Below are 22,945 nucleotides of genomic sequence, written 5' to 3' on the forward strand. Positions count from 1 at the left end.
TAAAACATTCATTAACGATTGCTGATCAAACGTGTGTAACAAATCCAGTTATTGGTTGGATAAGTTGATAGCCCATCTTGCACTTCACCGTAGTGACGTAACGCTGCCATGCTACCACCGCGTGGGTTATCAGCGCTTATCGGCAAGCCATAATCGACACCTTGGTAATTGCACTCAATACGCCCATCTGGCTGATAATGTGGGTTTGTGTAATTGGGTCCACAATCGGTCGCTGTCTTGGCCAAGTTCTCGGAACAATAAGCGGCTTGATTGGGTTTATTGACCGTATCGGGGAAAAACTTCAGGTCAATATTAGGACGCTGCCCATTGTCATTGATTTGCACCAAACTCAATAACTCTTCCATCGTCGGCAAACGCCATTGAGAACGTCCACAGACACCCGTGTTATTGACCGCATTCACATAGCTGTAGGCATCGCAATTGCCAAGGCTCTGACACAAGATTGCACCCGTGCTATCCCTCGTGCTGGCATAACCAGCAGAGTTGTGCATGTGACGGTAGCGCCAATCGCGGTCGCGCAGCCCGTTATCATTCGTTTTGGACTCCCAAACCTTCCCCGTCGCATTTTCTTGGACACACGCCCATGAAGTGGCGGAAGCAGGCAGAATATTGCCCGCGCTATCCAGCTTGGAGTAACGTTTGGAAGACTCCGCCAGTTGAATTTCAGCGCTGACTTGTGCAGCTGATTCTAGCGTTGCATCCTGTGCCTGTTCCGCAGCAGTACGGGCTTCTTTCGCACTAAGGGCTGCCTTGTTAGCTTGTTGGGCAAAGGCTGTCACTGCGTCAAGGGTTTGGGCACTGTCGGCATTGCTTGCCGCCGTCGTCGCTAAGGCTTTCTGTGCAAGTGCTTGGTCGGCGGCTTGTTTAGCTTGATCAGCAAAGGCCTGCGTTTTGACTAATGTTTCAGCCACTTCTGGATAATTCGCTGCTTGCTGTTTCGCTTGCAGTAGTGAATAGCCTGCAATCGCACTAGCGCTCTGCGCTGCTTTGGTATCAGCATCAACCGTAGTAACCGTATCACTGACTTGCTTACGGACAGCGGCAAGTGCAGCTTCACGATCGGCGGCGGCTTGCGCTGCTTTATCAGCAGCCGCTTTGTCGGCGGCAGCCTTATCAGCTGCGGCTTGTGCAGTAGCAGCAGCTTGCGCAGCTAATTCTTCTGCGGAGGGGCCATTGCTGCCACCACAAGCGGTTAATAGCGATGACATGACCAAGCCAGCCAACAGTAAATGGCTTGGTTTAGGCATGAAGGTTTTATTGGGGGTATGAACGTTAGCCGTGTTCATATTCATAACTTATTACCTATAAGACACTAAAGGGGGTTTATCTTTTCGATAAGTGATTATATATTACTAATCCATAAAAAATTCATTGAATTTACTAATGGTAGTGTTAGCACGCTATACGTGCAACCTCAACACGCAGTCACCCCGCATTCTACTTCTGACAGTGGCAGAAACCCCCACAACCTGTTACTTTATTACGTCCAAATCAGGACGACTAAAGACAGCCATGCAGCCAAGAAAAATCCTCATTACTAGCGCCCTTCCATACGCCAATGGCCCCATTCATATCGGGCACATGGTCGAATACATTCAAACGGACATCTGGGCACGTTTTCAACGTTTACGCGGTAACGAATGCCATTATGTGTGCGCGGATGATACGCACGGCACACCGATCATGTTGCGGGCGCAGCAGGAAGGCATTACGCCAGAGCAATTGATTGCTCGCAGTAGTGAGGAACATCAGCGCGATTTTGCAGGCTTTAACGTTGCTTTCGACAATTATTACACCACCCATTCGGATGAAAACCGCCATTTTGCCGAATTCATCTACAAAGCAGCGCGGGATAATGGGCATATTGAAAAACGCACCATCCGCCAAGCGTATGACGCACAAGCCAAGATGTTCTTGCCGGATCGCTTCATTAGAGGAGAATGCCCTCGCTGTGGTGCAGCCGATCAATACGGTGATAACTGCGAAGCATGTGGGGCGACCTACGCACCGACCGATTTAAAAAATGCGGTATCAGCGATTTCCGGCACAAAACCCATTGAAAAAGAAACTGATCATTATTTCTTCAAATTGGGGCATTTTGAGACTTTTTTGCGCGAATTCTTAGCCAGTGGCGCAGTACAAAAGGAAATTGCCAACAAGCAAATGGAGTGGTTCGAGTCCGATCAAGGCTTGAGCGATTGGGATGTCTCGCGGGATGCGCCGTACTGGGGTTTCAAAATCCCCGATACCGATGACAAGTATTTCTACGTGTGGTTGGATGCGCCCATCGGCTATCTGGCAAGCTTCAAAAACTTATGTGAACGCACGGGTTTGGATTTCGACAGCTACTGGAAACCCGATTCCACTCACGAGGTGTACCACTTTATTGGTAAAGACATCGCCTATTTCCACACGCTGTTCTGGCCTGCCTTGCTGCATGGAGCGGGTTTCCGCACCCCCACTGCCGTTTTGTGCCACGGTTTCCTGACCGTCAATGGCGCAAAAATGTCCAAATCACGCGGCACATTCATTCAAGCGGAAAGCTACCTTAAGCACTTGAACCCCGAATGGTTGCGTTACTATTTCGCCAGCAAGCTCAGCAATGGCGTGGATGACATCGACCTGAATCTGGAAGATTTCACCGCACGGGTTAACAGCGATTTGGTCGGCAAAGTGGTGAATATTGCGTCACGCTGCGCAGGCTTCATCAATAAACGCTTTGCAAACCAGCTTGCCGCGCGTTTGCCGGATGCTGCGTTGTATCAAATCTTTATCGACGCATCCGAACGGATTGCTGAACTCTATGAAAGCCGTCGTTATAACCAAGCCATGCGCGAAATCATGGCATTAGCCGACAAAGCCAATCAATACGTTGACGAACAAAAACCGTGGGTATTAGCCAAAGATCCTGAACGCCTGCATGAGGTACAAGCCGTTTGCACGCAAGGCATTAATATGTTCCGGGCGATTGTCAGCTACCTGAAGCCGGTGTTGCCTAGCTTAGCGGCGGATACCGAAACCTTCCTGAAGGCGGGCGAATTGACTTGGGATAGCGTTGCCAAGCCTTTGTTAACTCAAGAAGTCAATACTTTCCAAGCACTCATGACGCGTATTGACCCTGCGATGATTGCAGCCATGCTCGAAGACAATAAACAAGCAATGGCAGCACCCGCTGCTACTCCCGTTGCCAGTGGCGCATTAGCCGCCGACCCGATCAGCCCCACCATCGAATACGATGATTTTGCGAAAATTGATCTGCGAATTGCCAAAATCATTAAAGCAGAACACGTCAAAGGTGCGGATAAACTGGTACAATTAACGCTTGATCTAGGTGGCGAAACCCGCAATGTCTTTGCTGGCATCAAGTCCGCCTATGATCCTGCCGATCTGGAAGGTCGTTTAACGGTCATGGTCGCTAACCTCGCACCTCGCAAAATGCGCTTTGGCGTATCCGAAGGCATGGTGCTGGCAGCAGGCCCCGGTGGCAAAGATCTATTCATCCTGACCCCCGATGAGGGTGCAGAACCCGGAATGCGTGTCAAATAAAGCGCACAACACGACGATAATAAAAGACAATGTTAGGGAAATTTTTCAAACCAAAATGGCAGAGTAATGATGCCAGCGTCCGCCTCAAAGCCCTGTCTACCCTTGCGAGTGACAGCGTTGAACTGATCAAAATCGCCCAAAGCGATCCCGACAGTGATGTGCGTATGGAAGCCATCACGCGCTTGTCCCATTTGCCCACCTTGGTGCAATTGGGGCATACGTCTGGTTCAATCGGCGAACGGTCGCGGCAACGCGTGATTGGCTTGGCGGCAACTGACCACCACCATGACCATGTGTTGGCAGACGTGTTTCACTGGCTGCAAAACCCAGCGCTATTGCGCAGTATCTCCCGCGATACCCTGCGTGGGGTGAAATTGCGCCACCAAGCCATTGCCAAACTGGACGATCAAGAGCTGTTGTTCAACATTGCCAGCAGCGATGCGTCCAAAGAAATCCAGTACATTGCGGCAAAGCAAATTCACTCGTTGGAAACGCTGCAACGGCTGGAAAAACTGCATGGCAAAAACAATAAACGCTTACGCCAACTGCTGAAAGAACGTCTTGATACCCAACAACAGCAGCAACAGCAGCAAGACCTAATTAACGGGCTGTGCGCGGATGCAGAAACCCTCGGCAAAGCCGCAACATGGGAACAAGAAAAGACCCGTGCCAAAGTGCTGGAACAACGCTGGCAGAAACTCACCACGCCCCCTAACGCAGCACAACAGCAACGTTTCCAACAAGCACACACGCAATTCCAACAGCAATTAACGGCATGGGAAAGCGCACAGCAACAACGTGCGCAACAACTGGCAGCGCAAGCGCAAGAACAAGCGCAGTTGCAAAGTGCCGCCGCCGCCCAAGCCGAAGCCGCCGCCCAAACGGCGCGTGAACAGCAAGAGCGTGAACAACAAGCCCAAGCCGAAGAGCGTAAACGTCGCCAGCAACAACAAGCCCAGCAAGCCGAAATCTTGCAAAGCCTGCACGATTCCCAGCAACAGCTCGAAGCGCAACTGGAAGCCGAACAATACGGCGAAGCCATCGAAACGCACAAAACCCTGACGGCGCAATTGAAAAATGCAGCATTTTTACCCAGCCGCGACCTAGCATTTTTCCAACGCCGCCTCCAAGCCCTCGCTCCCGTGTTGCGTGAATTACAAGATTGGCGACGCTGGGGTACGGATCAAGTCCGCAAGCAATTGATCGAAACCGCCGAAAACTTGCGCACGGATGCCGACCTTGACCCGCAAGAACGTGCCAAAAAAATTCACTCGCTGCGGGAAGAATGGCGCAAGCTGTCCACCATAGAACCGGGGCAACAACGCGCTCTCTGGAAAGCCTTTGACGAAAATGCCACCGCTGCTTACGAACCGAGCAAGCAATACTTTGTTGAACAAGCCCAGCAACGTGAAGCCCATTTAGCGCAACGCCAAGCCATTTGCAGTCAATTAGAAGCCCTGAATACGGATACCGACTGGCAAAATGCCGAGTGGCGCGGCGTACAAGCCGACATTAATCAGTGTCGCAAGCAATGGAAAGAAGCCGGAACAGTCGGACATAAAGACTGGAAAAGCATCAACGAACGCTTCAATGCCGCGATGGATGCCCTCGAAACGCACCTCAAAGCCGAGCGCACCCGCAACTGGCAAGCCCGCACGCAACTGGTCGAACAAGCGCAAGCCTTATTGGCATTAAGCGATACTGCCCACGCCATCGAACAAGCTAAAGCCCTGCAAACCGAGTGGCACATTACCCTGACCTCGCGCCCTTCTGATGAACAACGCTTGTGGAAACAATTCCGCGAACCGATGGATGCCTTGTTTGCGCGAGCGCGTGACGAACGCCAGCAACAACACCAGGAACGCAACGCACAAGCCGCAGAAGAAGCTCGTCAAGCCGACGAGCAACGCCAACGTCAGGTGGAACAAGCGCAGCAACGTATCGCTGCCATGAATGCGCTTGCCGAGCAATCCACGCTTAACAAACAAAGCGATACTCCTGCGGATGAGCAAATTGCCAATCGCACGCAAGGCGAATTGCTCTGCCTGCAATTGGAAATCTTGTTAGGGTTGGAAACACCGGCTGAATTTCAGGCAACACGCCTCAAATACCAAGTGGCACAACTCTCCGAAACCATGCGCAGCCGTAAGGATACGTACAACCCCGCCGAACATGCGCTACCGATGCTGAAACAATGGTATGCCATAGGGGGAATGCCCGCCACCGCGCTGGCAAGCCAGACAGCACGGATCGAGAAGATTCGCGCAGCCCTGTAACCTACGCGCTGGGTTCAGCCGCAGCGGCACTAAAGCAGCCGAGCAAATCGTTTAACAGCTTATTGACTTCACCCGTCATCAGGGTGAATTCAATGTCGAGCTTTTCAGCGTGGGATTGCGGGTCGACATCTTTCAGATTATCCGCCAACACATCCAAGAAACGCACGCGGCGAATCCCCAATTCGTCGGTCAAAATGAAGCTGATTTTATCATCCCAAATCAGCCCTAGCTTCGAGACCGTTTTACCCGCAGCAAGATTGGCTTGCACTTCATCTGCCGCGAGTTCATGCCGCTTAAAGACTGCCACACTTTTCTCTTCGCCCTGCCCTTTTAATTCGCAATCTTCACCGAGGGTAAACGGAGCAGGCAAGGTATGATCATCCGCCAGCCATTGCGTCATGAGCATCGCAGGGCTGACTTCGGTTTTGGGTGGGGTGACGGGCAAGCTGCCGAGGGTATTGCGCAGCAAATGCGTCAAACGCTCGCCTTGCGTATTCGATGAGCTGTTGACAATCATCCAACCGTTTGCCTGATCCAGCCACGCATCCATTTTCTTGGTGCGGGTGAAAGCTTTGGGTAATAACTGGAATTCGATGTCGTCACGCAAGTCTTGTTTTTCGCGCTTGCTGACTTTGCGAGCTTCTTTTTCTTCAATGTCGGCAACCACAGTATCCAATTCTTCACGGATCACCGAGGCAGGTAACATTTTTTCTTGATGCGCCAAGGTCACGAGCAAGCAACCGTTGGTAGCGAGGACTAACTGTTCATTATTGCGCCCAAATGGGGATACCCAGCCGCTGGCTTCACGCAATTCATTGCCACAGCCCAGAAATGGTTTGCTTTCAAGGGCTTCGTGCAGTTCTTCGGGGGTGATAGTGAAGTCGCTGCTTAAGCGGAGCAGGTAAAGATTCTTGAACCACATAGGGAGAAAGCCTTGCTGTTATGACAGGAAGGCGGATTATGCCGGAAAGCGCTAGCCCTGCAAACTTAAACAAACGGCAGCGTTCCAAATTGCCCCCACGGATTGGGTTGCCCCAGCCAGCGTTGCGCCACCGTGCCATAGACAGCGCGGAAGTCGGTGGTATGCTGCAAATTGCCGTCTGCATCCAGATGGGCGAGATCGGGTTTGTCGCCGTAAATACCACCCCGTACCTTGCCACCCATCACCAGTTGCACCGACGCTGCACCGTGGTCAGTGCCTTTGGCGTGATTTTCTTGAACGCGCCGCCCGAATTCGGAATAGGTCATCAACATAACATCATTCCAACGCCCGCCGCGCTGCATGGCTTGCGCAAACGAATCTAGCGCCCCCGCGAGTTGATGCAGCAAATTGCTTTGCACGCCATTCTGACTGCTATGCGTATCAAACCCGCCCAGCGTGACCATGTACACGGTGGCATCCACACCGCTGAGGATCATTTTAGCAACCGATTCCAAATCACGTCCTACTTCGCTGGTGGAAAAATTAACCCCCAAAGGCGTGGGACGTTGCAATTTTTCACTCAGTTGTGCGCCGGTCGCGTAGAGTTGCTGATACACATTGCCCAGATGCGCCAAGACTGCATTACCGCCTCGCAGTGCACCACCTGCCCCCATCTCTTCCAGCATGTTGATCTGGCTTAAAAAAGTCTGTGGGCTTTGCATCGCAATGGTATTGCAGTCTTTGCCGGTCATCGGCCCCGTGCTGTCGCCGATGCTAATTCCGTGCAAACCCGGCTTGCACCCCGGCAATAAACCACCCAACCAGCCCCTATCGGAATAACTAGTGGCATCAACAGCGGTTTCCCAAATGTCACTGGAACGAAAATGGGACAAGCTCTCGTGCGGGTAGCCAACCCCTTGTACCCAAGCCATATTGCCTTTCGCCCACCACGGTTGCAGTGCCTTTAGGTAAGGATTCATCCCCGTATTCTGCCCAATATCGACGATTTGATGCTTTTGAATCGCAATCGTGGGGCGGTGTTGGTAATACAACGGGTCAGTGTAAGGGATCAGAGTGTTAAGACCATCATTGCCACCCGCCAGTTTGACCAGCACCAAAATGCGCTGATGCGAGCGTGGCGTTGCCGCTGCTGCTAGTGCTTCCGCAGAAAACGTGCCAAGCCAAGGCAGTAGGGCTGCCATTCCCAGAAATTCACGACGGTTCATTGCATTACTATCCACATAAACGTTGTCAGGACACCTGAAAAGCAGGGTCAAGCAATAAGGCCCGCACCAGCCGCCGCGCACCGGGCGTGACTGGTAACGGTTTGAGGGGCTTCACCGGCAAGAGCCATTCGATCAATTGTTCATCAGGAACACGCGGCAGCTTCAACGGTGAAGCCACGCTATCATCCAGATTGCCGCGAGACAATTTCGCCAGATAGGCATTGCGTACCAGCAAGGTTTGCGTGCTGATCCAATATTCGCCGCCCGTCCAGCCTTTGACATTGGGCGGATCAAATAACTCCTGCCCCAGCAAACGGCACAGATTGAGCATTTCTTCCGTGGATTCACGCGGGTAAGACAACATACGTGCCGTACCGATCACCAGTTCCACCGGTGATTTCACCACCGTGCCGCGATTATGCAACGCCCAGAAGGGTTCACTGTTGAACACCGTCTCCAGCAATTTCTGAATATCGTAGCCCGAACCACGCAATTGTTGCGCCCAAACACTTGTCACGGCAGGGTCAGGACGGTTGCTGACAAACGCCAACCAAATTTTGTCGACCAAACGTTCAGCAGTACGCGGATGTGCCAGCAAGATATTCAGAATATCATCACCAGAAAAGTCACCCGTTTTACCCAAGAATGTGCTTTGCCCCGCAACATGCTGATCGGCGCGGATAATGAACTTGCCGGTATCGTTATCCACACCCCAACCGGTAAAGGCTTTGGCGGCAGCCTTCACATCCGACTCACGGTAATGCCCACGCCCGATGGTAAACAGCTCCAGCAATTCGCGGGCAAAATTTTCGTTGGGTTGCTCTTTGGTATTCTGGTAGCCATCCAAATACACCAACATGGCAGGATCGCGAGCCATCCCGCGCAATAATTCCGCAAAATTGCCCACAGCATGGCGGCGTAACAGCAAGTTTTGCTGGTACAACAAGCTCGGTTGCAAGGTTTTTTGGATGGATGAGGTGAAGTGATTATGCCAAAATAGCGTCATGCGTTCGACAAACGGTGTACGGGTTGTCAGCATCTGTTCCACCCACCACGCTTGCAGTAACTTGCCTTCACGTTGTGAAATTGACCACGCCGAATTACGGCTTTTCATGTCATTCAAACGCATTGGCTCTAGTTTTAACCAAGGTGTCAGGCGGGGTACGGGCTTCAAGGCAGAAGCAGCAGGATGCAATACCCACGCAACGGCTGCTTGCTGAGTACGTCCTTCCAATTGTTTGACAGCCGCCCACTCCGCACCCAAGCCAGTACGGGCGACGAGGTGAACAGCATCCTTAAAAGCAAGTAATCCCATAACCTTACTGCGCTAGAAATAATATTAATAGTAACGTAACTGGGTGTTAAGTTTAGCTTAAGTTTTGCACTTATCAGCAGATTTAAAAGATTATTTTTTCAATCTTATACTGCCAAACGAAACCAAAGAGGCGACGAACGAGACAAACGAAGCAAGCAGACTAATCAACCATTCCGTTGACTTGCGCAATATTCGCACTGTCCCAATCGCGCCTTTTCCCAGCAACTTCATAATTGCTTTGGTTTGCGTGCCGTATTTAAGACTGAGTTTTTCCAGTCTCACTAAATCATCAGCGTTTTCCACATACTGAAGCAAATGCACCACATCCGCCGTCGAACTGACCTTGCGGATATTATTAACTTGTTCAGCAGTGCGCTGAATCGCCTGCGTCGCGTTCGGATTATAGGCCCGTACAGCGGCTTTACTGATGCCATCTAAACTTTTCTCGGCACGCGCTGCCAATAGAAATGATTTATAATCGAAGACCTCTGAACCCTGCCTGAGCAAGAATGTCTGAAAACGCGGTGTCAACCGCCCGCCGCGTGCTGCCAACTTCGTGGTGGAAACCCCAGCCTTCGCAGGCGTTGCTGCCCCCGCACTCGCCACGCTAGCCGCTGTCAAGCCCACTCCCACCCCTGCCAACGTCACCAGCAACTCATTGACCGGCTCACCTTTGGCATACAATTGGTATTGCTCCCACAGATCCCGCGCATCGCCAATCACCGTAAAATCGGAGGTAAACGCCCCCGCCACACCCGCGCTGCTGGTCGCATTACCGTCGATAAAACCGCTAGCAAAATCGTTCACATTGCGCCTTGCCGTATTCAATGGTGATTCCAACCGCTGCAATTCCGACTCAAATTCGGCAGGTTGCAGCGCGTAACCAAAGGTCGTTGCCAGGCTCAAATACATCCGCGCTTCCGCCGGATTATTGTTGGCAATCGCATCCTGCACCTGCTGGCGCACTTGTTCTGCACTGACTTGATGCAACATCATTTGCCCGACATCTGCCGCCAATTCATCGTATTGCCAATAATCCAGCAACGCTTTAAGGCTTCCTACCAACAGCATCGCAGAAACCAGCAACATCGTCCAATTCCAAAATTTCATGATGTTACATCCTCATCTGTTTACGCAACCCCAACGGATCGTTAGGGTCAACGCCTTCCATAAACGGCTTACGGCGGTCGTTATTGGTGATCTGATAAACCTTACCGATCCAATTGCTATAGAACACTTTCGCCGTATCGCGCCACGTATTGTGCAACATTGGTAACAGCAAGGTTTCGGGGAAATCCGGCAAAGGCTTGCCTTGACGTTTTGCTATTTCCTGCGCCAAGCGGTATTCGGTAAGAATCGCCTTGGCTTTCGGGCGCAAATAATTTTCAGGAAACGGCGGATAATCGTTGCGCACGCCCGTGAACCAGCGCAGGGTTTCGCGGCGGTATTCCTTCAGCAAACTCACCTGATCGTATTCGGGATGCCCTTGCATAAAAATCATACGGAACATGTCAGGGCTGACCGCCATGTGGACACCCGCTTCGTCACTTTCCACCAATACGTGGACACCGACCGCTTTCAGTTCAGCGCGATCCATTTGATTGAAGCGCGAATGCGGCACATCAAAGCGGGTATTGAGGTCGTTGACCAACGGGTGTTCCGGCAGGGTCACGGCATGGCTGTACACGCCCCAACGCTTGAAACCCAGTGGGCGACGGCGGACACCCCACAAATGTTGCACCAGTGCATGACTTGCCAGACACGAACACAAAGTCGAGGTCACGTTTTCCTTTGCCCACGCGACCACTTCACACAAGCCATCCCAAAACGGTTCGTCTTCCAGATGCTGTGCGGCAGGGTTTGCGCCGGTAATAATCAGCGCATCCAACCCCTGCTTTTTCAAATTCTCGAACGTGTCGTAATACTGGTCGATGTAGGCTTGCGCCTTCTCACCACGCGGCAAACCATCCAAGGTAAAGGGGTGGATGTGAAATTGCGCAATCAGATTCGACTCGCCCACCAACCGGAAAAACTGCCGTTCGGTTGCAGCCAGCGCCGCATCCGGCATCATATTGAGGAAACCGATATGCAGCTCGCGAATATCCTGATTGAAGGCGTAATCTTCACTCAGGATCGTTTGACCTTCTTGGCGCAGGCGCTCGAAGGTTGGTAACGCAGTGTGGGCGACTAATGGCATGGATTCCCTTCACCTCCAACATTAAGCATGGCGGGCAATCGCCATTTCGATCAGTGCATTGAAATCGTCTTCGGTACGGACTTGCGCGGCTTCCTCAGACGTAACCGTGTAGCCGTAGTCATGCGCAATCGCTTCGTAACGCGGCAAACGCGAATGGAACAAGCGCGGGAATACCCAGCGCGTGAAATCATCCGGGATCATTTCGGCGGCATATTGCAGCCCTTGTTCTTGCAAGTACACCGCTAAATGTTCGCGCAGGAAATTAGGGCGGTAATACAATGGTTTCGGGTCACTACGCGCACGGTCAATGAGCTTTTGCTCTTCGTCTTTGGTGGTGACTTTGATATACAAAATCAGGGTATTTTCTGCTAATACATCAAACACCGATGGCTCTTCCAATTCGCACAAGCTGCCGCCTGCGTCATTGACGAAGTGCGAATAGCCGTAAATCGTTTGCGCTTTGCGGATGAATTCGGGTACGTCACGCATCGCCGCAATTTCGGCTTCACGGTATTGCGCTTGGCGTTGAATGAACGCATCCAGCGGTACGCCGCCGAGTTCTGGATTACCTAATTTACCGACGAATGACAGCACCGGGCCGAGATCATCCACGCGGATATTGTTGCGAATGTAGATCCAATCATTGCGCAATAATTCACGCAAAAACGGCACTTTCATCGCCTGTTCTTTGATTAAATCGAGAATATCTTCATCCAGATAGCACGTACCAATGCGGTAGTCACCGGAATAATGAAACCAGTCATGCTCACGTAACATGCTGGAAATATGGGTTTTACCAACACCAGACATGCCCAGCAGCGTGACTTTTTTGTGTTCCCATTGGCGGTATTCTTCTACGGTTAAACGCACACTCAATCTCCGTACAGGTAGTTTCTTATAGGGCGGATACTTTACCACAACCGGACTGTTTTGCCGTGCTAAACTGCACGCCCGCGATACGTTTCTGAACACGATGAAGATTGGCTCTTACACACTCGATAACAACCTGATTGTTGCCCCAATGGCAGGCGTGACCGATCGCCCGTTCCGTACCTTATGCAAACATTTTGGCGCAGGTCATGCCGTCAGCGAAATGATGTCAGTGGATGCGACCTTGTATGCCCAGAAAAAATCCTTGTACCGCGCCGATTTCGACGGGGAACTTACACCGATTTCAGCACAAATTGCAGGTTCTGAACCGGAGATGTTGGCGGAAGCGGCGCGTTATCAGGTCGCGAATGGGGCGCAGATTGTGGACATTAATATGGGCTGCCCTGCCCGCAAGGTTTGCCGCAAGCTGGCGGGTTCGGCGTTGTTGCAAGATGAGGATTTGGTCAAGCGGATTCTGGAGGCGGTGGTGTCTGCGGTGGATGTGCCAGTGACGTTGAAAACCCGTTTGGGGTATGTCAATGGCGAGGAGAATATTTTGCGGGTTGCGGACATGGCGCAACAGGCAGGCATTGCGGCACTGGCGATTCATGGGCGCACTCGCGAGCAAATGTACACGGGCGAGGCGCGTTATGAGCTGATCCGCGAAGTGAAACGTCATGTCACGATTCCCATCATTGCCAATGGCGATATTGATAGCCCGCAAAAAGCCAAAGCGGTGTTGGAAGCAACTGGCGCAGATGCGATTATGATCGGGAGGGCGGCACAGGGGCGACCGTGGATTTTTCGGGAAATCGCGCATTATTTGCAAACGGGCGAGTTGTTACCGCCGCCGAGCGTTGCCGAAATCCACGCGGTATTGCTGGGGCATTTGGATGATCTGTATCAGTTTTACGGGGAATATTCGGGGTGTCGCATCGCCCGCAAGCATATTGCTTGGTATACCAATGGGCTGCATGACAGTAATGCGTTTCGGCAGGCGATGTATGCGCAGGATAGTACGGCGGGACAGGAGCGGGCGGTAGATGCTTATTTCCAGATGCTGTTGGCGCGTGACGAGCGCTTGAGTTATGAATAGGCAACATGAGCAGAATCGCTATGCCTGTTCCCATTCAAACCCAACAATGTTACGAGTCATTTTGCTGAATTCAATGCCAATCAAGAAGATACGGTTTTGCCCGTCGCGGTATTTTGCAGCGTAATCTTTGTCCTTAATCTGCTGCATCGCTCTGCCATCAGGTTGGTCGCCATTTAATACCTTGAACTCGAAGATATAAACTTGCCGCTGCCCATCAGGGAGCTTGAAACGCAAGGTCATATCAATCCGCCCCTTGTTGTGGCTATCTTCCACCACCGTATCAATCCCCAAAGCACAGATGAACGCATACATCACCGCTGCATAGTACCCTTCGTAGTGAGCAATGGTATTTTGGGTGTAATTCTGGTGTGCGATGCCATCAAACAGCACCGTGAACCGCTGTTGCATGGCAGCAAAATCATTCTTCAACAATGCCCGCAGAAACGGCAAACGCTCCGGTGCTTGGTCGCTCAAATAACGTTCCAGCACCATCTGGTTGAAGCTGGAACGCACTTCACGGTTGGGGTAACTGAGCAGGAAAATCGGCTCGTCAAACAAGGTTTCGGTGCGTTTGATGGTCAGGTAGCCCGTCTGGAACAGCAGCGTTTCCAGCCGGATATGGTCAAGGTCAAAATCGCCTAACTGGGCTTCACTGGCCTCCAGTTCCTCAAAGTCCGGCAGGTGGTAATAGCGGGTTTTCAACAATTCCACCAAGAAACCCGGCGTACCCGTGTCAAACCAATAGTTACGGAACTGCTTGCCTTTGGCGATAAACAGCAGGATGTCGAACGGGTTGTAGACACTCTCCCCCAACCAGTTGTAGCCGTTATACCATTCCTTCACTTCCTGCCTGTCCGCACCGTGCAGGTGTTCGTTGAAATGCAGCTCTAACTCGGTTTGGGTATAGCCGCACAATGCGGAGTAACGCGCATCCAGCGTGATGTCCTCCAGATTGTTCAGGCCGCTGAAGATCGACACTTTGGAGAATTTGCTCACCCCAGTCAGCAGTGCGAAACGGAGATGGGCATCTTGCCCCTTGATCACGGAATACAGGTTCTTCAACCCATCCCGCATTTCATCCACCACCGCTTGCTCGGTGATGTTATCGAGGATCGGCTTATCGTATTCGTCGATCAGGATCACCACGCCCTGCCCGTACTTTTCCTTCGCGGCACGAATTAGCTCGGAAAAACAACTTGCCACATCATTCATGTCCGTACAGGTAATCCCCAGTTGCTGCTGGTTAAAGGCCAGAATGTGCCGGATACGCCGATCCAGTTCCGCACGGCTTTTCAGCGTACCTTCTGCAAAGCTGATGTTAATGACCGGGTATTGCACTGACCAATCCCAATGCGGGTGGATGTGGAGGCCACGGAACAGCGACTCATTCCCGGCGAACAGTTGGTGCAGCGTATCCACCAGCAACGACTTACCGAAGCGGCGCGGACGCGAGAGGAAATAGTACTTGCCGGATTCAGCCAACTGCCGGACGTGGGCGGTTTTGTCCACGTAAACATAACCGCCGTCGATGATGTTGGATAATACACTGATGCCAATGGGGAGTTTTTTCATCGCCTGTTATTCCGCGCCTGCAATGGCTTGAGTATACCCCAAAAGTTAAGATCACTGACCGGAACGGACTAACCTCACATGAGCGGGAGAATCGGAGTGATCCCAGTCGTCTTCGCCTGTACTGAAGTCAACACTCCACGCATAGCGTTTATCCTCCAGGCTAGATGACAAATAAGGCCAGTCACGTGTATTCGGAAAAACATTCAAATCAATTGTCGGTTGTTGGTATTCACCACTCTTGCCACAGCTATCGCGCCACGCCTTCTCTTGCGGTGTACCATTGCTACAGTATACCAAGGTTCTTAATTCCTCATGAGTGGGCATCCTCCAATCAGAAAAACCCGCAAAATTGGTGTTAATGTCGTTTGGCTTAGAAAAATTACCATCCTTCTCAGTCGCAGTCTTGTATAGAGCCACTTCACCAATCAGTGGCCAAACAGTGCAGTTTTTTCCACTTTGACCTTCGCTGCATTGCTTCCACACTAGGTTGGTTTTGGTATCGGTGACAGTGCCATCACCGTTGATATGGTAGCGACCCGACACTGTGGCAATAGGTTGAACGTTCGGCTGAGTTGCTGTAGGAGCTTGCCCTGCAAGCGATTCTTTCTGCACAAGGTTGATTTGTTGTACGGAAGAATCGCCAGCAAGGCTGGCTCCTACAGAAAATTTTCCCGAAACCTGCCAATAATAACCGCCCTCACCAAGGACTCCGGTGGATAGGAATAGTACTGGAAGCCAAGGAAATTTTTTGGGCGGAGGCTGCGGGGGTGGCTGCATCCCTCGCCCCAGCAGTCCGTAAATTTGTGCTGCCAGTTCAATAAAAGCTGGATGGTCGCCTTTACCATTCCAGCCGGTGAAATCGCCCGCCTGCCGCATTCCGAAACCAAACGGCGGCTCCACAGCATCAATCCTGATCGGCAACAACACGTTACGGCTTTTACCCTTGCTCGCTTCCTCCAGCACCCACTCGGAATCAACCGAACTTTTAGACCACACCACCACGACACAACGGCTTTCACGAATGGCTTGATCAATCTTGCGATGCCAATTCTCCCCCGTGTGGATAGACTGATGATCCCAAAATACTGACCAGCCTTGCTGTGCCAGTGCTTGAAACAATGGTTTTAAACGTTCACGATCTTTGGTCGAATAACTGAGAAAAATGTCGTGCATACCGATAACTGATAATGAATCCCCGATAAACGGATAGTAAACGATATTAGGCAACGTAACTCATACAAAATTGGGTGAACAACCGAAAACTAACCCTCGTTCAACCCCAACGCCTCACGCACCAACGCCTGCTGCTGCCGCTGGTGCATATACAACGACCCCACCGCTGGTGCCGCCATCGCGGGGCGGCTCACGCACACGACTTCAAGGCAAGGCATCGGCTCAAAACGGTGTTTGATACCGTTCCACGCACCTTGATTCACTGGCTCTTCCTGACACCACACCACGCGCTTGGCATTCGGGTAACGCGCAATCAATTCCACCAATTCTTCAGCAGGGAACGGGTACAATTGCTCAAGCCGCACAATCGCCACGTCGGTTAACGCCTGCTTGCGACGCTCATCCAACAGATCGTAGTAAACCTTGCCGCTGCACATAATCAGCCGCTTAACTTGTTGTTTGGCGCTAGTCTCCAAAATATCCACGTCATCCAACACCACTTCAAACTTGCCGTGCGTGAAATCGTCAAGCGGACTGACTGCGAGCGGATGGCGCAACAAGCTTTTCGGCGTGAACACAATCAACGGCTTGCGATACTTACGCATCATCTGCCGCCGCAGCATGTGGAATACCTGCGCGGGGTTGGATGGGATGCAGATGTGCATATTTTCCTGCGCCGCCAACTGCACGAAGCGTTCCAACCGCGCCGAGGAATGTTCGGGGCCTTGCCCTTCCAAGCCATGCGGCAAAAACATCACCAGCCCGCACAACCGCTGCCATTTCTGTTCGCCAGAACTGATGAACTGGTCAATCACCACCTGCGCCCCGTTCACGAAGTCGCCGAACTGCGCCTCCCAAATCACCAACGTTTCCGGCTCGGCCGTCGCATAACCGTATTCAAACGCCAGCACTGCCTCTTCCGAGAGCACTGAGTCGATCACAGTAAATTTAGCCTGAAAATCAGCGGTATGTTGCAGCGGAATCCACTGCTCGCGCCGCCCCTGATGATGCAGCACCGCATGACGGTGTGAAAACGTGCCGCGTCCGCAATCCTGCCCCGACAAACGCACATCAAAACCTTCTTCCACCAAGGTCGCATACGCCAGCGTTTCACCGAAACCCCAATCCGCAGGCTGTTCGCCGCGCCCCATCGCCGCCCGTGTTTCTAACACCTTCATGACACGCGGATGCACCACGAAATCGGCAGGAATATTACTGATCCAACGTTCGCTGATGCTGCGTACCCGTTCAGCGGGACAAGCAGTATCAATCGCTTGCCGCCACGGTTTGCCGATAAAGGCTTTCCAATGCGTCTCCAATTCAGCGGGTAAACCCGAACGGGTTTGGCTATTGCAACAGGTAATGCCACCGTTCGACAATTTAGTGCGGTAAGCATCCACCAAACCTTTCGCGCCACCCTCACTCACCACGCCCGCTTCCGCTAAACGCCGCGCATACTTGGCACGGGTAGACGGCAGGCTACGGATAATCCCGTACATGACGGGCTGGGTCATATTGGGTTCGTCGGCTTCGTTATGCCCCAAACGGCGGTAACACACCAAATCAATCACCACATCTTTCTGGAACACTTGGCGGTATTCGAGCGCCACTTGCGTGGCATACACCACCGCTTCGGGGTCGTCGCCATTGACGTGGAAAATCGGCGCATTGATCATTTTCGCCACGTCCGTCGGGTAATAGGTCGAACGGCTATCCGACACCGTGCTGGTGGTAAACCCAATCTGGTTATTGATAACGATGTGAATCGTGCCACGCGTGCGGTAGCCACGGGTTTGCGCCATATTGAAGGTTTCCATGACCACGCCCTGCCCTGCAAACGCCGCATCACCGTGGATGGAAATGCCGAGCACTTGGTCGCCATCTTTGTCTTCACGACGGTCTTGACGGGCACGGACTGAACCTTCCATCACCGGGCTGACGATTTCCAGATGCGACGGGTTGAACGCCAGCACCAAGTGCATCGGGCCACCTTCGGTGCTGACATCGCAGGAAAAACCTTTGTGGTATTTCACATCACCCGTGTACAGCTCATCGAATTTGCCCTCAAACTCGCTGAACAAATCGCCAGCCGGTTTACACAGCACATTGGTGAGCACGTTAAGACGCCCGCGATGTGCCATGCCGATGACCATTTCCTGCAAGCCTTGTTTGCCGCCCTCGTGGATCAGGGTTTGCAAGAGTGGAATCAGGCTTTCGCCACCTTCTAGCCCGAAGCGTTTTTGCCCAACGTAGCGGCGATGCAAATATTGCTCAAAACCTTCCGCTGCGGTGAGTTGTTCCAGAATCTTGCGGCGTTCGGGGTGGGTGAGTTTCGCCCTGCCCATGTCCAGCTCGATGCGTTTTTGAAGCCAGCGTTTTTCCTGTATATCCAAGATGTGCATGTACTCGAAACCGATAGTACGCACATAGGTTTCACGTAAGGCATGTACAATATTCCCCAGCGTCGGTTTCGCGGTGATATTGAAAGAACCAGGGTCAAACACGGTATCAAGATCAATATTTTCCAACCCGTGATGTTCCAGCATCAATTGCGGCACACCGAGGGTACTCGCGTAATCACCCAGTGGATTGGTGTTGGCTTCCAAATGCCCTAAGTAACGGTAGGCATTGATTAAGCGTGAAACATGCAATTGTTCACTGCGTTGTGCCAACACTTTACCGTTACCATTGGTGGGCAGCGGCGCAGCAGGAGGAATAGTCGCATCCAGCCGTTGGAAATACATTTGCCACTGCGTATCAAGGCTGTACGGATCATGTTGATATTGTGCGTAGAGTTGCTCAAGAAACGCGGCGTGTTCGCCATCGAGGAAGGATTCGTCCGTCATACCCTGATTCTGCATAGGTTTTCCCAAAAAAATGGGCTAGATGAAACACCTAGCCCACTGTGATCGTAGAATAAATTGGTGGGCCCACTAGGACTCGAACCTAGAACCAAAGGATTATGAGTCCTCTGCGCTAACCATTGCGCCATAGGCCCTAAACACTAAAAGCCGAACTATCAGTTGGTTGGCAACACGCCCGGTTCGTATTCAAGGAAGCTGCGAAGCATATCTGAACGGCTCGGATGACGCAACTTGCGCAACGCTTTCGCTTCGATCTGACGAATACGTTCGCGGGTAACGTCGAACTGTTTACCCACTTCTTCCAGTGTATGGTCGGTGTTCATGTCGATACCGAAACGCATCCGCAATACTTTCGCTTCACGCGAGGTTAAGCTCGACAGCACTTCACGGGTGATTTCCGACAAGCTCGACGTGGTTGCTGATTCAATCGGCGACAAAATGTTGCCATCTTCGATGAAATCACCCAAGTGCGAATCTTCGTCATCACCAATCGGTGTTTCCATTGAAATCGGCTCTTTAGCGATTTTCAGCACTTTGCGGATTTTGTCTTCCGGCATATCCATTGCTTCAGCCAATTCTTCTGGCGTGGCTTCACGACCTTTTTCCTGCAACAACTTGCGCGAAATGCGATTGAGCTTGTTGATGGTTTCGATCATGTGTACTGGAATACGGATGGTACGTGCCTGATCCGCAATCGAACGCGTAATCGCCTGACGAATCCACCACGTCGCATACGTTGAAAATTTGTAGCCACGGCGATATTCAAACTTATCCACCGCTTTCATCAAACCGATATTGCCTTCCTGAATCAAATCAAGGAATTGCAAGCCACGATTGGTGTACTTCTTAGCAATGGAAATCACCAAACGTAAGTTAGCTTCGACCATTTCCTTTTTCGCACGCCGTGCTTTGGCTTCACCGACCGACATGCTGCGGTTAATGTCTTTGATTTGCGAAATGGACAAGTTGCACTCACGTTCAATATCCAGCAATTCGCGCTGCGCTTCGTTAATTTTAGGCAGGAACGTTTGCAAACGGGTGTGATCGCCGCGTTTGTCTTTGCAATAACGGTTCAACCATTCCAGATCGGTTTCATTTTGCGGGAAGCTATCAATGAAATCCTGACGACCCATCCCACCTTTTTGGACGCACAACTTCATAATGTGGCGTTCGTTCTGGCGAATACGGTCAACAATTTCGTTCAATTGCACCGTCAACTGCTCAATAATCGGCTGGGCTAAACGAAATTCCATGAATTTGATCGCGACCGCATCACGCGTTGCCGTGTATGCCGAGGCATTAGTCCCTAAACTCGCGGTTTTTGATGCTTCATACAATTCACGTAATTCGGCAAATTTGATGCGTGCTTCTTCAGGATCAGGCCCAGTATCCACCGGATCGGCGACTTCATCGTCGTCTTCCTCTTCGGCAACGGCAACTTCTTCTTCCGCCGCATCAGCAGCTAATTCGCTGTCATCCACCACCGCAACGGGGAAGGCTGTCAAATCTTCGTCTGGATTCACAAAACCATTGATGATGTCGGTGAGACGAATCTCTTCGGAATCAATCAACGAAGCTTTTTCCAGTAACAGTTCGGTAGACGCAGGGTATTGCGCTAACGCCCGTAAAATTTCGTTTAAGCCTTCTTCGATGCGGATCGCAATCTGGATTTCGCCTTCACGCGTCAACAACTCGACTGTACCCATTTCACGCATGTACATACGTACAGGGTCAGTCGTCCGCCCGAAGTCGCCGTCAACGTTAGCCAATGCCGCTGCTGCTTCTTCAGCCGCTTCGTCATCTGCCTGCGGCGCATCATCATTCAGCAACAGGGAATCTGCATCAGGGGCATGTTCAAATACCGTGATGCCCATATCGTTGATCATGGCAACGATGTCTTCAATCTGCTCCGGGTCAACGATGGTATCGGGAAGGTGGTCGTTGACCTCAGCATAGGTGAGGTAGCCCTGCTCCTTACCTTTGGCAATTAACTCTTTCAAGCTGGACTGCTGCTGCTCTTCTTGACTCATGCCCTAAAACTCTCTGGAAAAAAGGTCGGTAAGTATATCACATTTTTATAAAATGCAACCACGGCGGGTTATCACGCCCCCGGACTTTTATAGTCTTGGAGCAGTAAATAAGCCAAATCACTACGTTCTTGCTCACTTAACACCTGAGTTTGACCACGGTGCAGCAGCACTTCTAACTGTTTTTGACGCGATTGACGCCTGATTTGTTGCAGGCAGTCGGAAAATTCGCGCCGTATAACATCTTCATCATCGGTTTCAGGTCGCCAATTCGCCAAACGCTGCACAACACTGTCATGCTCTGTTTGGCGAAAACGCTCCAACAACCCAGCCAAATGTATATGGGGATTCTCTTCTATGTTTTCAATGATCGTTGCGAGCAAACTTGTACCCGGCAAATCATAGCCCAAGATACGCTCTGGGCTATCCGCCAACGCCACCAAAATCGGGTTATGCAATAGCAAAGCTATCGCGTGCCTGATCGGAGTACGCCGCACATCTTGATCGCCGATGCGCACCTGATTATAGATCGGCACAACCTCAACTGCTGAATTTTTTTTCAGGTGACGCTGCACGACTTCTAACGGCGTGTCAGTGAGTGTAGACAATTCCCCGAGAATTTGCTCCCGCAACAAAATAACTGGCATGGTTGCCAATAATTTTAAGCCATCATTGAGCAAACGCGACTTACCCTCTTTGGTACTGAGGTTAAAACGCTCCTTTAACCCCGCTACCAAATAGCCGCTCAAGGTCAATGCTGACGCGACCTGCGCCTCAAAAGCGTCTTTACCAATGCTACGCACTTGCGTATCGGGGTCTTCGCCTTGCGGCAAAAACAGGAAACGGATTTCTTTGTCATCCCGCAATTCGGGCAAGGCATTTTCTAACGCCCGCCATGCCGCCTCACGCCCTGCTCGGTCGCCATCGAAACAAAACACCACTTCTGGCACTAATCGTAATAATTGGCGAATGTGTTCTGGCGTGGTTGCTGTGCCGAGGGTCGCGACCACGTAAGTGATGCCGTATTGTGCCAGCGCGATGACATCCATGTAGCCTTCAACGACCATTAGTCGCTCTAGCTTACGGGTATCGCTACGCGCCTCGAACAACCCGTAAAGTTCCGCCCCCTTATGAAACACTTCGGTTTCTGGCGAATTCAAATACTTCGGCGCACCCTCACCTATAATGCGCCCTCCAAAGCCAATGACGCGCCCACGTTTATCACGGATCGGAAACATCACGCGTTCCCGAAAACGGTCATATACCCGCCCAGTATCATTGCGGATCGACATGCCGCTGGCGACCAATTTGTCTTCGCTGTACTGCCGCAACTCACGCCCCAAGTTACCCTTAGCGGGCGCATAGCCCAACCCAAAGCGGGCAGAAATTTCGCCACTCAGACCGCGTTGCTGTAAATACGCAATGGCACTAGGGTTTTGTTGCAATTGTGCCTGAAACCACGTCGCCGCTTCTTCCAGTAAGTCATACAGATTCGGGTCTTTACGCTTGCGTTTTGGTGCATCCTCTGCACCTTCGCGCGGCACTTGCACTCCAACCGTGCGTGCTAACGCCTCAATCGCCTCTGGATATTCAAGATGTTCATATTCCATCAAAAAAGAGATGGCTGAACCGTGTACCCCACAACCAAAACAATGGTAGAACTGCTTGGTCGGACTCACGGTAAACGAAGGAGTTTTTTCGTTATGGAAAGGACAACACGCCATGTACTCACGCCCTGCCTTTTTCAACGGCACACGCCCTCCAATCACGTCGATAATGTCGACGCGTGCCAGAAGCTGATCAATAAATTCTCTAGGGATGCGACCGGATGTACTCATAA

15 protein-coding genes and 1 tRNA gene are annotated in these 22,945 nt (G+C 51.6%); 3 read left to right on the plus strand and 13 right to left on the minus strand.

Annotation, left to right across the window (positions count from 1 at the left end):
* Nucleotides 1-11 precede the first annotated feature (11 nt).
* Nucleotides 12-1,313, minus strand: a complete 1,302-nt coding sequence (locus tag J1836_RS13585) for an Lcl C-terminal domain-containing protein (RefSeq protein ID WP_207251666.1) — start codon at nucleotides 1,311-1,313, stop codon at nucleotides 12-14.
* A gap of 220 nt (nucleotides 1,314-1,533) precedes the next feature.
* Between J1836_RS13585 and metG the strand changes: the two genes are divergently transcribed.
* Nucleotides 1,534-3,567, plus strand: coding sequence for a methionine--tRNA ligase (gene metG / locus J1836_RS13590; protein ID WP_207251667.1), 2,034 nt, complete (start codon nucleotides 1,534-1,536; stop codon nucleotides 3,565-3,567).
* Between the two features lie 29 nt (nucleotides 3,568-3,596).
* Entirely contained in the window at nucleotides 3,597-5,843 is a 2,247-nt protein-coding gene (locus tag J1836_RS13595) for a DUF349 domain-containing protein (RefSeq protein WP_207251668.1), read from the plus strand.
* A gap of 1 nt (nucleotide 5,844) precedes the next feature.
* Here J1836_RS13595 and J1836_RS13600 read toward each other — a convergent pair whose 3' ends face one another.
* The 6 genes from J1836_RS13600 to J1836_RS13625 all read right to left on the minus strand — a co-directional run bounded on the left by J1836_RS13600 (nucleotide 5,845) and on the right by J1836_RS13625 (nucleotide 12,373).
* Nucleotides 5,845-6,765 (minus strand): recombination-associated protein RdgC, encoded by a 921-nt coding sequence (locus J1836_RS13600; protein WP_207251669.1) that lies wholly within the window; start codon nucleotides 6,763-6,765, stop codon nucleotides 5,845-5,847.
* Between the two features lie 65 nt (nucleotides 6,766-6,830).
* Nucleotides 6,831-7,991 (minus strand): DUF1501 domain-containing protein, encoded by a 1,161-nt coding sequence (locus J1836_RS13605; protein WP_242632851.1) that lies wholly within the window; start codon nucleotides 7,989-7,991, stop codon nucleotides 6,831-6,833.
* 25 nt (nucleotides 7,992-8,016) lie between these two features.
* A complete protein-coding gene (locus J1836_RS13610) occupies nucleotides 8,017-9,306 on the minus strand; it encodes a DUF1800 domain-containing protein (RefSeq protein WP_207251670.1) in 1,290 nt (429 codons plus the stop codon).
* Between the two features lie 90 nt (nucleotides 9,307-9,396).
* Nucleotides 9,397-10,416, minus strand: a complete 1,020-nt coding sequence (locus J1836_RS13615; RefSeq protein ID WP_207251671.1) for a hypothetical protein — start codon at nucleotides 10,414-10,416, stop codon at nucleotides 9,397-9,399.
* A 4-nt stretch (nucleotides 10,417-10,420) separates the two neighbouring features.
* Nucleotides 10,421-11,503, minus strand: coding sequence for a homoserine O-succinyltransferase MetA (gene metA / locus J1836_RS13620; RefSeq protein ID WP_207251672.1), 1,083 nt, complete (start codon nucleotides 11,501-11,503; stop codon nucleotides 10,421-10,423).
* A gap of 21 nt (nucleotides 11,504-11,524) precedes the next feature.
* Nucleotides 11,525-12,373 carry an ATPase gene (locus J1836_RS13625; protein ID WP_207251673.1) on the minus strand — a complete coding sequence of 283 codons (849 nt, stop codon included), beginning with the start codon at nucleotides 12,371-12,373 and terminating at the stop codon, nucleotides 11,525-11,527.
* A gap of 103 nt (nucleotides 12,374-12,476) precedes the next feature.
* Here J1836_RS13625 and dusB point away from each other — a divergent pair, with 103 nt between their 5' ends.
* Complete coding sequence (gene dusB / locus J1836_RS13630) at nucleotides 12,477-13,469, plus strand: tRNA dihydrouridine synthase DusB (RefSeq protein WP_242632852.1); 993 nt, start codon at nucleotides 12,477-12,479, stop codon at nucleotides 13,467-13,469.
* Between the two features lie 18 nt (nucleotides 13,470-13,487).
* Here the strand turns inward: dusB and J1836_RS13635 are convergent, their stop codons facing one another.
* From J1836_RS13635 to dnaG, 6 genes are all read right to left on the minus strand, one after another.
* Entirely contained in the window at nucleotides 13,488-15,041 is a 1,554-nt protein-coding gene (locus J1836_RS13635) for a PD-(D/E)XK nuclease domain-containing ATP-binding protein (RefSeq protein WP_207251674.1), read from the minus strand.
* 51 nt (nucleotides 15,042-15,092) lie between these two features.
* Complete coding sequence (locus J1836_RS13640; RefSeq protein WP_207251675.1) at nucleotides 15,093-16,268, minus strand: Lcl domain-containing protein; 1,176 nt, start codon at nucleotides 16,266-16,268, stop codon at nucleotides 15,093-15,095.
* Between the two features lie 35 nt (nucleotides 16,269-16,303).
* The gene (locus tag J1836_RS13645) at nucleotides 16,304-19,060 is read right to left on the minus strand and encodes a 2-oxoglutarate dehydrogenase E1 component (RefSeq protein ID WP_242632853.1); all 2,757 of its coding nucleotides are present in this window, start codon (nucleotides 19,058-19,060) and stop codon (nucleotides 16,304-16,306) included.
* Between the two features lie 76 nt (nucleotides 19,061-19,136).
* A tRNA-Ile gene (locus tag J1836_RS13650) sits at nucleotides 19,137-19,212 on the minus strand.
* A 21-nt stretch (nucleotides 19,213-19,233) separates the two neighbouring features.
* Complete coding sequence (rpoD, locus tag J1836_RS13655; protein ID WP_207251677.1) at nucleotides 19,234-21,108, minus strand: RNA polymerase sigma factor RpoD; 1,875 nt, start codon at nucleotides 21,106-21,108, stop codon at nucleotides 19,234-19,236.
* Between the two features lie 71 nt (nucleotides 21,109-21,179).
* Nucleotides 21,180-22,943, minus strand: coding sequence for a DNA primase (gene dnaG, locus J1836_RS13660; protein WP_207251678.1), 1,764 nt, complete (start codon nucleotides 22,941-22,943; stop codon nucleotides 21,180-21,182).
* Nucleotides 22,944-22,945: the final 2 nt, after the last annotated feature.

The sequence above is a fragment of the Thiothrix fructosivorans genome, from assembly GCF_017349355.1.
Classification (GTDB): domain Bacteria; phylum Pseudomonadota; class Gammaproteobacteria; order Thiotrichales; family Thiotrichaceae; genus Thiothrix; species Thiothrix fructosivorans.

Excerpts from the sequence above, each read along its gene's own strand:
- metG (WP_207251667.1), top strand. The coding sequence starts at position 1,534 with ATGCAGCCAAGAAAAATCCTCATTACTAGCGCCCTTCCATACGCCAAT.
- J1836_RS13585 (WP_207251666.1), bottom strand. The coding sequence starts at position 1,313 with ATGAATATGAACACGGCTAACGTTCATACCCCCAATAAAACCTTCATG.
- dnaG (WP_207251678.1), bottom strand. The coding sequence starts at position 22,943 with ATGAGTACATCCGGTCGCATCCCTAGAGAATTTATTGATCAGCTTCTG.
- rpoD (WP_207251677.1), bottom strand. The coding sequence starts at position 21,108 with ATGAGTCAAGAAGAGCAGCAGCAGTCCAGCTTGAAAGAGTTAATTGCC.
- J1836_RS13615 (WP_207251671.1), bottom strand. The coding sequence starts at position 10,416 with ATGAAATTTTGGAATTGGACGATGTTGCTGGTTTCTGCGATGCTGTTG.
- J1836_RS13605 (WP_242632851.1), bottom strand. The coding sequence starts at position 7,991 with ATGAACCGTCGTGAATTTCTGGGAATGGCAGCCCTACTGCCTTGGCTT.
- J1836_RS13645 (WP_242632853.1), bottom strand. The coding sequence starts at position 19,060 with ATGACGGACGAATCCTTCCTCGATGGCGAACACGCCGCGTTTCTTGAG.
- metA (WP_207251672.1), bottom strand. The coding sequence starts at position 11,503 with ATGCCATTAGTCGCCCACACTGCGTTACCAACCTTCGAGCGCCTGCGC.
- dusB (WP_242632852.1), top strand. The coding sequence starts at position 12,477 with ATGAAGATTGGCTCTTACACACTCGATAACAACCTGATTGTTGCCCCA.
- J1836_RS13635 (WP_207251674.1), bottom strand. The coding sequence starts at position 15,041 with ATGAAAAAACTCCCCATTGGCATCAGTGTATTATCCAACATCATCGAC.
- J1836_RS13600 (WP_207251669.1), bottom strand. The coding sequence starts at position 6,765 with ATGTGGTTCAAGAATCTTTACCTGCTCCGCTTAAGCAGCGACTTCACT.
- J1836_RS13595 (WP_207251668.1), top strand. The coding sequence starts at position 3,597 with ATGTTAGGGAAATTTTTCAAACCAAAATGGCAGAGTAATGATGCCAGC.
- J1836_RS13610 (WP_207251670.1), bottom strand. The coding sequence starts at position 9,306 with ATGGGATTACTTGCTTTTAAGGATGCTGTTCACCTCGTCGCCCGTACT.